General features: G+C 71.7%; 11 protein-coding genes. 6 read left to right on the forward strand and 5 right to left on the reverse strand.

Going from position 1 to position 12,586, the window contains the following annotated elements:
- Positions 1-36: 36 nt before the first annotated feature.
- The gene (locus BLA60_RS06060; protein ID WP_075131740.1) at positions 37-873 is read right to left on the reverse strand and encodes an NAD(P)H-binding protein; all 837 of its coding nucleotides are present in this window, start codon (positions 871-873) and stop codon (positions 37-39) included.
- A gap of 82 nt (positions 874-955) precedes the next feature.
- Between BLA60_RS06060 and BLA60_RS06065 the strand changes: the two genes are divergently transcribed.
- The 3 genes from BLA60_RS06065 (at position 956) to BLA60_RS06080 (ending at position 6,696) form a co-directional block, all read left to right on the forward strand.
- A complete protein-coding gene (locus tag BLA60_RS06065) occupies positions 956-1,873 on the forward strand; it encodes an AraC family transcriptional regulator (RefSeq protein WP_075131741.1) in 918 nt (305 codons plus the stop codon).
- Between the two features lie 489 nt (positions 1,874-2,362).
- Positions 2,363-4,663 carry an RCC1 domain-containing protein gene (locus BLA60_RS06070; protein ID WP_154814162.1) on the forward strand — a complete coding sequence of 767 codons (2,301 nt, stop codon included), beginning with the start codon at positions 2,363-2,365 and terminating at the stop codon, positions 4,661-4,663.
- Between the two features lie 1,133 nt (positions 4,664-5,796).
- On the forward strand, positions 5,797-6,696 hold the full coding sequence (locus BLA60_RS06080; RefSeq protein ID WP_154814163.1) for a hypothetical protein: 900 nt from the start codon (positions 5,797-5,799) through the stop codon (positions 6,694-6,696).
- A gap of 10 nt (positions 6,697-6,706) precedes the next feature.
- On the opposite strand, the gene BLA60_RS06085 is transcribed toward BLA60_RS06080, so the two are convergent.
- The 3 genes from BLA60_RS06085 to BLA60_RS06095 all read right to left on the reverse strand — a co-directional run bounded on the left by BLA60_RS06085 (position 6,707) and on the right by BLA60_RS06095 (position 8,410).
- On the reverse strand, positions 6,707-7,549 hold the full coding sequence (locus tag BLA60_RS06085) for a hypothetical protein (protein WP_154814164.1): 843 nt from the start codon (positions 7,547-7,549) through the stop codon (positions 6,707-6,709).
- A gap of 111 nt (positions 7,550-7,660) precedes the next feature.
- On the reverse strand, positions 7,661-8,074 hold the full coding sequence (gene msrB / locus BLA60_RS06090; protein WP_075131745.1) for a peptide-methionine (R)-S-oxide reductase MsrB: 414 nt from the start codon (positions 8,072-8,074) through the stop codon (positions 7,661-7,663).
- Between the two features lie 15 nt (positions 8,075-8,089).
- Positions 8,090-8,410, reverse strand: coding sequence for a hypothetical protein (locus BLA60_RS06095; protein ID WP_075131746.1), 321 nt, complete (start codon positions 8,408-8,410; stop codon positions 8,090-8,092).
- A 57-nt stretch (positions 8,411-8,467) separates the two neighbouring features.
- Here BLA60_RS06095 and ligD point away from each other — a divergent pair, with 57 nt between their 5' ends.
- Positions 8,468-9,523 (forward strand): non-homologous end-joining DNA ligase, encoded by a 1,056-nt coding sequence (gene ligD, locus BLA60_RS06100; RefSeq protein ID WP_075131747.1) that lies wholly within the window; start codon positions 8,468-8,470, stop codon positions 9,521-9,523.
- 155 nt (positions 9,524-9,678) lie between these two features.
- Positions 9,679-9,885 carry a hypothetical protein gene (locus BLA60_RS06105; protein WP_075131748.1) on the forward strand — a complete coding sequence of 69 codons (207 nt, stop codon included), beginning with the start codon at positions 9,679-9,681 and terminating at the stop codon, positions 9,883-9,885.
- A 4-nt stretch (positions 9,886-9,889) separates the two neighbouring features.
- On the opposite strand, the gene BLA60_RS06110 is transcribed toward BLA60_RS06105, so the two are convergent.
- Complete coding sequence (locus BLA60_RS06110) at positions 9,890-11,434, reverse strand: alpha/beta hydrolase (RefSeq protein WP_075131749.1); 1,545 nt, start codon at positions 11,432-11,434, stop codon at positions 9,890-9,892.
- A gap of 88 nt (positions 11,435-11,522) precedes the next feature.
- Between BLA60_RS06110 and BLA60_RS06115 the strand changes: the two genes are divergently transcribed.
- A complete protein-coding gene (locus BLA60_RS06115) occupies positions 11,523-12,584 on the forward strand; it encodes an ATP-dependent DNA ligase (RefSeq protein WP_075131750.1) in 1,062 nt (353 codons plus the stop codon).
- Positions 12,585-12,586 lie beyond the last annotated feature (2 nt).

Raw genomic sequence — 12,586 nt, forward strand, 5'->3', positions numbered from 1 at the left:
TGGTGGGTGTGGCGCGGAGGTGGTTCTGTGGGTGAGTTACGTCGTTGCGGGCCGCGCGCCGTGGATGGCCTCGGCGAAAGTCCGGGGTGGGCGGCCGAGGGCGCGCTGTACGCCGTCGGACAGGTGTGCGTCCTTTCCCCGGCGAAGTGACTCGGCCAGGGTGGCGAACGCCTCGGCGTCGGTGACCGGTAGGCCCTGCTCGACGAGTTCGGCGATGTACTCCCGTGTGGAGAGCGGCACGTAGCGGACGGTGCGACCGGTGGCCCTGGTGAGGGTGGCGGCCACTTCGGTGAGGGTGACGGCTTGAGGGCCGGACAGTTCGTAGGTCGCGCCGGCGTGGCCCTGCTCGGTGAGGGCCGCGACCGCGACCGCGGCGACGTCGTCGGCGTCGACGAAGCTGGCGGCGCCGTCACCGGCGGGCAGGCGAAGCTCACCGGCGCGGACGGCGGCGGCGTAGACGCCCTCGGTGAAGGTCTGTGCGAACCAGCCGGGGCGGCTGATCGTCCAGTCCAGTCCGCTGTCGCGTACGGCGGCCTCGCTGTCCAGCGCCGCGGCCCGGATTCCGTCGGTGTCGGTGATGTGGTCGGGATCGTCGAGGCCGCGGCCCGAGGCCAGGACAACGCGCCGCACTCCGTGGCGTGCCGCGCTGTCCAGGAACGGGCGAACGAGCCGGCTTCCGTTGAGCTGCACCAGGTAGAGCGCTCGCACACCGTCGAGTGCGGCGTCCCAGGTGCCGGGGTCGGTCCAGTCGAACGGGTGCTCGCCGGTGCGGGACGCGGCACGCACCGGAATCCCGAGGAGGCGCAGGCGGGCGACGATGCGGCGTCCGGACTTGCCGGTGGCGCCGGTGACGAGGATCGGTTGTGCGTTCATTCCCCGAGCCAACCGGCACCCGGCGCGTGGATCCATGCTCGGGACGATTCAGCCGATGTCGCGACGTCTACCCTTCGGGTTCGTGGATGCTGTGTCCGAACTGCTCGCGGACGTGTGGGGCCGGGGGGCGGTGTTCCGGCCGACAGTCCTGCGGCCGCCGTGGGCGTTGCGGATGTCAACCGGCGCTCCGCTGATGCTGGCCACGATGCTGCGCGGTCAGGCCTGGGTGGTGGCCAACGGGCGGGATCCGGTGCGCATCGCCGAGGGCGACATCGCCGTCGTGCGCGGCGACGTGCCCCATGCCGTGGCCGACACCCCGTCGTCGGCGCGGTCCTCGGCGCCGACGTGGACGGTCACCGCGGCCGACTACTGCCCCGGCGGCACCGGGCCCACGCGTTCCTGCGGCAGGACGATGGACGACACCCCGGACGACGGCCCCGTGCTGCTCAGCGGCGCGTTCGAACGTCGCGGCGGCCTCAGCGGACGCCTCCTGCACGCCCTGCCCGCCGTCCTGGTCACGACCGCCGAGGGAAGCGCCGTTCCGTCCGCGGCGGCGATGGCCGAGGAGGTGACCCGCACCCGGCCGGGGCAGACGCTGGTGATGGAACGGTTGCTGGACCTGATCCTTGTCTCGGTGCTGCGTGAATGGTTCGTCGACGCCCCCGGCTGGTGCCGCGCCATGGACGACCCGTTGGCGGGCAGTGCCCTGCGGCTGATGCACGACAGCCCGGCACAGCCGTGGACGGTGGCCGAACTCGCCGCGAGGACCGGGGTGTCGCGGGCCGCGTTCGCCCGCCGTTTCACCGGACTGGTCGGCGAACCGCCGATGACCTACCTGACGGGCTGGCGGATCGCCCTCGCCGCCGAACTGCTGCGCGACACCGACCTGACCGTTGACGCGATCGCCCGGCGGGTCGGCTACTCCGGTGCGTTCGCGTTGAGCGTGGCCTTCAAACGGGTGCGGGGATCGCGGCCAAGCGACCACCGCCGATTCCGATGAGGGACGTGCGCGACGGGTGGTGATGCACGTAGCCACCTGGCGTGGGCTCAGTTTCCAGGTTTACCGGTTCCGTACCACGGGTTCTTGAGGATTCGGATCGGAACCATCGCCGGTGATCTCGACGAGGTCGCCCACCGTCATGACGGGGCAGGTCAGTCCGTGGAGGCCAGGCGCAGTGAGAGGGAGTTGATGCGGTAGCGCTGGTCGGTGGGGGGTGTCGTAGCCCTCGCCCTCGACGTTGTCCATGTGTTGTGGGGCTTCCACCAGAACGCCGAGGGCCTCGCCGCGCGCGACGCGAACCAGCCAGCGGATGCCGCTGACTCCACGTTCATCCGGGGATCCGGCACCAGGTCACCCACAGGCACGCCGAACCACACAGGCCACAGCATGACTTCATGACCTTGCCGGGTCCCCAGCCACGCGGAGTGGGTCGATCGTGATCGCCGTACGGCAGGATTGTGCCAGGGGTCCACGACGACGAGGAGCGACATGCGACGTACAGGAGCATCCGCGGCGGTGATCGGCATGGTGATGTCGGTGACTGCCGCGGTGGCACAGGCAGAGGACGGACGAAGAACCGCGGCACCCGCCGCGGCACCGGCCCCCGCGGCGTTCGCCGTGGTGGCACCGCAGCGGGTGCTGGACACCAGGGAAGGTCTCGGGGCGACCGGCCCGGTCGGTCCCGCACGGACGGTCACAGTGGACCTGTCGGCGAAGGTGCCGGCGTCGGCGACCGCGGTGGTGCTGAACGTGACCGGAACCGCGCCTACCTCGGCCACGTTCGTGACCGTGTTCCCCGCGGGTACCGCACGGCCGACCGCGTCGAACGTGAACCTGGTGGCCGGTGAGACCCGGCCGAACCTGGTGACCGTCGCGGTAGGAGCGGACCGGAAGGTCTCGCTGTACAACAACTCCGGCTCGGTGCACCTCATCGCCGACCTCGCGGGCCACTACTCCACGGACCCGCAGGCGGCGACCGGCCGGTTCACCCCGTTCACCCCGGTGCGCGTTTTCGACACGCGGGAGCACTTCGATATCAGGCCGCCGGGGCCGATTGGGCCCGGCGGTGTCGAGACGCTCGACCTGAGCGTCCGCGTGCCCCCCACGGCCACCGCTGTCGTCCTCACCCTGACCGGCACCGGCGCCACGGCGGGCACGTTCCTCACCGCGTGGCCGGGCGGCACGCCGCGACCCACCGCGTCGAACGTGAACCTGGCTCCCGGCGCGACCACACCGAACCAGGTCGTGGTGGCGCTCGGAGCGGACCGGACGGTCAACCTGTACAACAGGAACGGGACCGCGCACGCGATCGTGGACGTGGCGGGCTTCTACTCCACCGACTACGGTGCCCTGTTCACCGCCGTGGCACCGACGCGGGTGCTGGACACACGGGCGGGCGCGGGACCGGTGGGTCCGGTGCGGTCGGTCGCGGTCGCGCTCGGCGCGAGCGTGCCGAGGAACACGACCGGCGTCGTGCTGAACCTGACCGGCACCCTCGGCACGGCGGGCACCTACGTCACCGCCTGGGCGCCGCCGGAACCGCGGCCGGACGGGTCCAACCTGAACCTGACCCGCGGACAGACCGCCGCCAACCACGCGACGGTCGGCCTCGGCACCGGCGCGACCGTGTCGCTGTACAACAACACCGGTTCCGTGCATCTGATCGCGGACCTCGCCGGGTTCTTCTCGCTGCCGCCGGTGACGTGCGCGGCGGACTGCGTGCTCGCGTGGGGAAACAACTGGTGGGGCAACCTCGGCACCGGCGACTACGAACCGTCCGCGGCCGTGGCCAAGCCGGTGTACGGGCTCTCCGGGGTGACCGCGCTGTCGAGCGGCACCGCGAACCTCGCGCTCACCGCCGACGGACAGGTGTGGGCGTGGGGCGCGAACTTCAGTGCCGAGCTCGGCAACGGCTGGTACGGCAGCGAGTCCTCGGTGCCGGTGCCGGTCCTCGGGCTCCACGACGTGGTCGCGATCGACGATCTGATCGCCCTCAGGGGCGACGGCACGGTGTGGACGTGGGGCACCCTGCTGGGCGGCGGTTTCACCGTGCCGGAGCAGGTCCCCGGGGTGACCGGCGCGGTCGCGGTCGCGGGCGGTGGCGGCTCCGCGTTCGCCCTCAAAGGCGACGGCACGGTGTGGGCCTGGGGAAGCAACTACGGCGGCGCGCTCGGGATCGGTGGGGACGACGCCTTCTTCACGGAGCCGACCCAGGTGCCCGGGCTGTCGGGTGTGCGGGAGATCGTCACGAGCGGCCAAGGCACCTTGGTGCGCAAGGACGACGGCACGGTCTGGGGCTGGGGCAACAACCGGCACGGCCAACTCGGCCACGGCACTGTCGGTGGCGAGGGCTGCATCGATTTCCCCCCGGTCGGGGAACACTGCCAGTACCGCACCCCGGTCCAGGCGGTCGGACTCACCGACGTGACCGCGCTTGACTTGAACGGCGTGCGGTCCTTCGCGGTGCGCGCGGACGGCACCGCCTGGGCATGGGGAAACAACCATGAGGGCAGCCTCGGCACCGGTGAGGACTGCCGGTACTGCGGGACCGGCACGCCGACGCGGATCACCGGTCTCCCCGCCGTCACCCAGGCCGTGGCGGCGAACGCGGGCGGGTACGCCCTCGGCGTCGACGGCCGCGTCTGGGCGTGGGGGACGAACGACGAGGACGCGCTCGGCGAGGTCGAGGGAACCGCACCCGCGTATTCGACCGTCCCGTTGCGCCTGCGGGCACCGGTCGGGGTACGGAAGCTCGAGGGCGGCTCCAACACCGGGTTCGCACTGAAGTGACCCGGGGCTACCGCCGCCCGCGTCTCCCGCGGGCGGCGGTAGCCGGGCACACCCGAGCGGATCGTCGTCGAACGCCGTGGTGGTCCAAGCGGTGCAGGACGTAGGCGAGCGCGCACGAGTTGGTCTGGTCGATCGGGTGGGGTAGTGGTCTGGGATGGAGGCGAGGTGGCTCCAGGTCGTCCGTGGCCAGACCGCGTCAGCGGTTTCGAGCCGCAGCAGGTTGTTGGCCAGTTCGGGCCAGAGCGCGGTCATCTGGTCGCCGGCACCGGGTGATCTTGAGGCCGACGGCGATGGTGCAGGCAGCTCGACACGCGGCCTGGTCCACGGCCGCGACGCCACGGATCGCATCGCTCGGCCTCCGACGGAATGCCGCCGTACACCTGGTCGGCCACCGGCCTGCCGAATGCACCACGCACCGCCGAGACGGCGGCCTGGCTCGGAGGACACGGCAGCTACGGCCGCCGCCGCACCGGCACCCTTGGGCAGACGACTTGGCCGGGACCTGGCAACGGGACCACGACGTTCGTGTCTTGAGCCGACGCCGGAAATGGTGACGGCGAGCCTCTGCCCGGCGCCGGCGTCACCTTCAGGCAGGCAGATCCAAGTGCCGGTGCCGAGACGGGACGGAGACCGCCTGGCCATCGCGTCCACGGTGAGCGGCTGGTCGAGGGTGCTCGCGGCCCAGTCCATCGCCAGGGTGTCGTCGTCGCCCTCGGGCACGGACAGGTCGACGAACTGCGCCTGCCCTCCTGGGCGGTGGCCGGCCACGACCATCCGTCGGGCCAGCTGACCGGCCACGTAGGCGCCCAGGTCGCGGCGAACCTGGTGCGGGCACAGGTCCAAGCCCGCGGTCAATGCCCGCGCTGGTGACAACGTCGCCCTCGTCGACGTAGAGCACGGCGTCCTCAACCTCGACCCGCGGGCAGCGCGCGGCCAGGTCGGAGGTGTGCATCCAGTGCACCTCGGTCGACGACGCGTTCGGGGCACGGTAGGTCCACTTCGGATCGCGGACACGCACGTCCCACCGGACGATGGTGGTCAGACGTCAGAGACGGCCACGCCGCTGACGGCGTTGGTCACCCACCTGATCGGGTGTCCGGGCAGTGGGCAGGCATCGGAAACGGACTGTCGTGGTGACGATCGAACGGTGTTTCCCGGTACCGGCCCCCGGCTGGTACGGGGCCGTGGACACCCTGGTTCTGCCAGGGTCCGACGGGACCGGCCGGGCCGCGCCCGGGCGCTGTTGCCGTCCGGTGAACCGCGAGCTCGCGCTGCTGCGCCACGCCGCGAGAGGGGACTGGCCCGGTGTCCTCGCCCCGCCGGAGGAACCCGAGCGGTTGGCGAGCTACCGGTGGTGGATCGGGCACCAGGCCACGTTCGCCGTGTGGTGGCTACTGGCCGAGACGTTGGAGGCCGTCGGGCGTTTCCGTACGCCACCGGACGGTGCGGTCACCGCCGCGGTGGAGTTGTTCGACTGCTCCACGCTCCTGTTCCTGTACACCGGCAGCTGCACCGCGGCGCATTACCACGCGGTGATCCGCCCGGCCATGCGGGCGTGCCACCCGGCCTTCAGCGGGACGTGGGCCAGGGACTACGCACCCATCCCGTCGCTGCTGCTCCGGATACGGCGCGTCGGGTCGAGGAACCTGGTCGACACCCTGACCGAGGCCGCCCGGCGCAGCGGCCGGGTCCACGTCGCGGTCGCCGCGCGACTCGTCCCCGAGGGCACGTCCCTGTTGAGGGCGGCGGGTCACCTGCCCGCGCGCGAGGTCGATGCCGCGCTGCGGGACCGCTACGACGCGTTCTTCCACGTGTCCCGGGGCGCGGTGTGCCGCCCGTCGGTCACCGCGCAGTTCCTCCGGCGGCTGTCCCAGATCGTCTCCGACCTGGCGGTCAACGGCGCGGCGTCGCTGGAGGTCCCGGCGCCGGGACGAGGCGGTCACCAGGCCGACGCGACCGTCGCGGCTCTCGTCGAACACCCCGCCCGGGCACTGTCCCGACTCGCCAACCGAGTGGCCGGCGACACCGACTGAGCCGCGTCCCTCAGCCGCACCAGTGCTCGGCGTCGGCGCGCAGACGTTCCGGTGACCAGCGCCCCACGAGCGCCATGGCCTCGGCCACCTCCCGCGCCGAGGGCAGAACGTCGACGACCTCCGCTCCCGCCTCGTGCGGTGACGTCACGACCGGCAGCACCTCGTCCACCGGCAGCACCACCACCGCCCGGTCGCGCAGGACCTTCCGGTACACCGCCACGAACACGTCCCGGCGGTATCCCGGCTCGTCGCCGGTCCCCGGCTCGTCGGCCAGCCCCGCGATCTCCTGCCACAGGTGATCCACGACCGCCGGCGCCGCGCACGCCCTCTCCCGCACGTGCCAGGGCTCGCGGGACTCCCGGCGCCGACTGTCCTCGATCACCCGCCGCACCCGCTCCGACGGCGCGGGCACCACGAACACCCCGCACCGCCGTCCCAGCAGCGCCTCGGCATCGTCGGGACGCACCCTGGCCAGCTCCGCCAACCGGTTGCCCACCAACGGCGCCTCCACCACCATCAGGTGCTGCTCACCCGGATGCGCGCGACCCCACGCGCCCATCGCCCGTCGCGCCCACCACCCCACCCCCGCCCTGACCCCCACATGGGTGACCCCGTCCACCGGCGGAAAACGCCGAGCGGCCGCACTCGACTCGAACACCTCGCACACGACGTCCCACTGCAACAGATGCACCCGGCGCCCCTCGGCCTCGGCGAGCAGCGAGACCTGCTGCACCCACAACGACTTGCCGGTACCCGGGATCCCGGCGAACACCACACACCGCCGCCCCCGCACCAGTTCCCGACACCGACACGCCAACGCCGAATCCGCTGCCAGCACAAGCCGCGACACCATCGCACCTCCCCGGCAGACGACGCGGTGCCCTGGCCCCACCTTCCCCCTCAGCCACGGGATCGGGCGACCCCAACCCCTGAACGGCTGACCGTGCCGTCGCGGCGGGGTCCGTTACTCCGTCGGCTCCAGGCGCAGCGAGATCGAGTTGATGCAGTAGCGCTGGTCGGTGGGGGTGTCGTAGCCCTCGCCCTCGAAGACGTGGCCGAGGTGGCTGTGGCAGTTGGCGCACAGGACCTCGACGCGGGTCATGCCCAGGGAGCTGTCCCGGCGCAGGATGACGTGGTCGGCGGCCAGTGGGGTGAAGAACGACGGCCACCCGCAGTGGCTGTCGAACTTGGTGTCGCTGCGGAAGAGTTCGGCGTCGCAGGCTCGGCAGTGGTAGACGCCGACGGTCTTGGTCTCGTTGTACTCGCCGGTCCAGGGGCGTTCGGTGCCTGCCTGGCGCAGGACGGCGTACTCGTCGGGGGTGAGCTGCGCCCGCCATTCCTCGTCGGTCTTCTGCACGTGGGGAGCCTCGGAACTCATGGTTCCACGGTAGCTCTACTTGGTGAACGTGGTGACCACGTACACCAACGCGTCCCACGCGGCGACGATCACACCGAGCAGGATCAGCAGCGCCAGCAGGCTCGCCATCAGCTTGCGGTGACCACCCAGGCGGTTCGCCGACGCGGCGAAGTCGCCCATGCCGGTGATGTAGCCCTCGACGGTGTAGCTCGGCTGCACCCGCTGTTGACGCTCCAGGTGCTCGGCGAACGCCCTGACCTCCGGGTCGGTGGGGTCCAGGCCCAGCAACTCGTCGTCGAGCCGGTCGGCCGCGGAGTCCGCGGGCCGGCGGTCGTCGTCGGGAGTCTGGAGGGGCATAGCACAACGGTAACCGCTGCGGGCGGTGATCGGGGGGTAGGTCGGTAGGCTGGCGCGATGGCCGAGGCGACGGAGATCACGGTGGACGGGCCCGACGGGCCCAGGTCGGTGCGGGTGTCCAACCCCGGCAAGGTGTACTTCGCCGACAAGGGGGTCACCAAGCTCGACGTGGTCCAGTACTTCCTGTCGGTGGGGGACGGGATTCTGGGCGCGTTGCGTGACCGGCCGACCACTCTGGAGCGCTGGCCCGGCGGCGTGTTCGAGGGCGCGCGACTCGTCACCCGCGCCAACCAGCGCGGCGACGCCTTCTTCCAGAAGCGGGTACCCCAGGGCGCACCGGACTTCGTGCACACCACGCGGGTCACCTTTCCCAGCGGGCGCCCGGCCGACGAGGTCTGCCCCACCGAACTCGCCGTGGTCGCGTGGGCGGCCAACCTCGGCACGCTGACCTTCCACCCGTGGCCGGTGCGCGACCCGAACGTCGACCACCCCGACCAGCTGCGCGTCGACCTCGACCCCCAGCCCGGCACCGACTTCCGGGACGCGGTCGTGGTGGCCGCCGAACTGCGCGGGCTGCTCGACGAACTCGGCCTGACCGGCTACCCGAAGACCTCCGGCGGGCGCGGCCTGCACGTGTACGTGCCGATCGAGCCGAGATGGACGTTCGTGGAGACCCGGCGGGCGCTGATCGCGCTGGGTCGCGAACTGGCGCGACGACTGCCTGAACGGGTGACCGTCGACTGGTGGAAGGAAGAACGCGGGGAGCGGATCTTCATCGACTTCAACCAGGCCGCCCGGGACCGGACCATCGCCTGCGCCTACTCGATCCGGCCCACCCCGCGCGCCCTGGTCTCCGCACCGCTGACCTGGGACGAACTCGGCGACATCACCCCCGAGGACTTCGACGTGCACTCCATGCCGGCACGGTTCGCCGACGTCGGCGACCTGCACGCGGCCGTCGCGACCGAGGCCTACTCGCTGGAGCCGCTGCTGGAGATGGTCGCCCGCGACGAACGAGACGGGCTTGGTGACCTTCCGTATCCGCCCGAGTACCCGAAGATGGCGGGGGAGCCCAAACGGGTACAACCGAGCCGGGCTCGTCCAGAGGACTGAACCTCAGGTCTCCCACCCTGCTCCGAGGATGCGCTGACCTCGGATTTCCACCGCCGCACGACCGGATTGCCAGCCCGCGCGGTTGATTTCCACCAACACAGCAGGAAGCATCGGAAGGGTCCGGACGCGAACCGAGCGGGAAGGACCGAGGTCACGTGACGAAGTCGTACGTCGTCCGCTATGTCGGCGGTCCACTCGACGGCCGGGTGGACACCCTGCCCGACCTGCCCGACGAGCCGCGCTCCACGGTCACCCACGTCCACCTGCACGAAGGTCCGAAGATCGTGCACCACTACGACCTGTGCTACGCCGTGGAGTACGGCTGCGAGTATCGCCTGCGGGCCGACGCCGACGCCGAGTGACCGGTCACGGAGGGCACACCGTTCCACTTCGGGGGACCTTCGCGTCCCTCAGGAACGCCAACGACGCCTCCGTCGCGCACGGCGAGTAGCCAAGGGCCCCGTGCCCGCCGCCCTGCCAGGACACGAACACCCCGGTCGCCAGCTGCTGCGCCGCCCGCTCCGAACCCTCGTGCGGAGTCACCGCGTCCGCCGCCGTCCCCAGCACCACGATCGGCGGCGCGTTGTTGGCCGTCGGCGTCGGCAGCGGCTGGTCGGGCACCGTCCACGGACCGCAGACAGCCAGCCAGCGCGCGGCCAACGGCCCGAACGTCGGGTACTTGTCCTGCCAGTCCGTGCCCAGCCGCTCGATCTGCTCGGGCGAGAGGCGAGTCCTGGTGTCGTTGCAGGTGATCACCAGCTCGGCGTCCATCGACGGCGGCACGCTGCGGCCCCCGCCGACCACCACCGGGTCCAGCAGCGCCGCCAGCCCGGACCCGTCACCGGTGCGGACCTTCGCCAGACCCGTCGCCAGCGCCGCCCACCGCGACCGGTCGGCCAGCCCGATCCGCACGGCCTGCAGCGCCGCGCCGGCCGTCAACTCGCCGGTCGCCACCTCCAGCGGCCGTTCGCGCAGCTGGCCGAGCAGTTCGAGCAGCGCCCGCTTCGGGTCCGGCGCCAGCTCGCAGTCACGCAGCACGCACTCGTCGGCGAACGCGCCGAACGCCGCCTCCGCACCCTTGGCCACGCCCTCCAGCGCGATCGCCGCGTCCTGGGTCGGGTCGGGCAGGCCGTCGAGGACCATCCGGCCGACCCGGTCCGGCCAGCGGTCGGCGTAGACCGACAGCACCCGCGAACCCTCGCCGTGCCCGATGCCGTTGAGCCTGGACTGGCCCAGCGCCTGGCGCAGCGTCTCCAGGTCGGCGGCCGTCCGCCACGAGTCCAGCGCCGGCAGCTGCTCCTCCAGCGTGATCGAGCACTGCTGGCCCGCGGTCTGCGCGTTCTCCAGCCACACGTCGATCGGCAGCTGGGCGGGGTCGGTCTCGATCAGCGACGCCCGGATCTCCGAGGGCAGGCACGAGGCCGGCTCGGAGCGGCCGGTTCCCCGCCGGTCCACGCCGATCAGCGAGAACTTGTCGAAGAACTCCTCGGGCAGGGTCGAGGCGAGCCGCGCGGCGTAGATCGTGCCGGGCAGGCCGCCGACGTCGTTGAGCACCGCGACCGGCACCGGGCCGTCGCCGGCGCGCAGCAGCTGGACCTTGGCGCTGCCCATGCCGGGCGCGTACGGCGAGTCCAGGACGGTGGTGATCTGCCCGCACTCGATCGGCAGCCACGGCGGCAGCGGCTGGTCGGTGAACTGGTCGGTGATCTCCTCGTCGCAGGAACGCCAGCCGCCGTCGGTGGCCATGTCCTCCAGCGGGGGAACCTTCGCTGGCCGCTCCTGGGGGGTTTCCTCGACGCGCGGCCCGTCGTTGACCACGATCTCGGGCCGCAGCGACGGCCCGGCGGTGCAGGACGTGACCAGCCCCGCGAGGACGCACAGCACGGCCGTTCGCCTACGCCAGCCCGTCACCTGCTCCTGCCTCGCCTTCCGCCGCGGTCGGTCGTCGCACGCAGCGTCGCATGCCACGGGTATGGCGTGCGTGAGTAAGAATGGCCAGGTGCAGCTGCCTGTGATGCCCCCAGTGCCGCCGATGCTGGCCAAGTCCGTCTCCGGGATCCCGGCCGGGATGTTCTACGAGCCGAAGTGGGACGGCTTCCGGTCGATCATCTTCCGCGATGGTGACGAGGTCGAGATCGGCAGTCGCAACGAACGCCCGATGACCAGGTACTTCCCGGAGGTGATCGAGGCCGTCAAGGCCAATCTGCCGACCCGGTGCGTGATCGACGGCGAGATCGTGGTCGCCAGTCCGGGCAAGCAGGGCCTGGACTGGGACGCGCTCGGCCAGCGGATCCACCCGGCCGCGAGCCGGGTGGCGTTGCTCTCCGAGCAGACCCCGGCCAGCTTCGTCGCCTTCGACCTGCTGGCGCTGGGCGACGAGTCCTATCTGGACCGGCCGTTCGGCGAACGCCGCGCCGCGTTGGAGAAAGCGCTTGCCCCAGCCAGGGCGCCGATCCACCTGACCCTGGGCACCACCGACCCGGCGGTCGCCGCCGAGTGGTTCCAGCTGTTCGAGGGCGCCGGGCTGGACGGGCTGGTCGCCAAGCCGCTCGACGAGCCCTACCAGCCGGACAAGCGGGTGATGAAGAAGGTCAAGCACGAGCGCACCGCGGACTGTGTCGTCGCCGGCTACCGGGTGCACAAGTCCGGGCCGGACGCGATCGGCTCGCTGCTGCTCGGCCTCTACGGCGAGGACGGCAAGCTCGCGTCGGTCGGCGTCGTCGGCGCGTTCCCGATGGCCCGGCGCAAGGAGCTGATGGTCGAGCTGCAACCGCTGGTCACCACGTTCGACGACCACCCGTGGGCGTGGGCGGCGCACGAGGCCGGCGAGCGCACGCCCCGGCGCAACGAGGTCAGCCGGTGGAACTCCGGCAAGGACCTCTCGTTCGTGCCGCTGCGACCCGAACGGGTGGTCGAGGTGCGCTACGACCACATGGAGGGCGCGCGTTTCCGGCACACCGCGCAGTTCGCCCGCTGGCGCCCGGACCGCGACCCGCACTCGTGCACCTACGCGCAGCTGGAGCAGCCGGTCCGGTTCGACATCGCCGACATCCTGACCTGATC

It is taken from the genome of Actinophytocola xinjiangensis (assembly GCF_001921215.1).
GTDB lineage: Bacteria > Actinomycetota > Actinomycetes > Mycobacteriales > Pseudonocardiaceae > Actinophytocola > Actinophytocola xinjiangensis.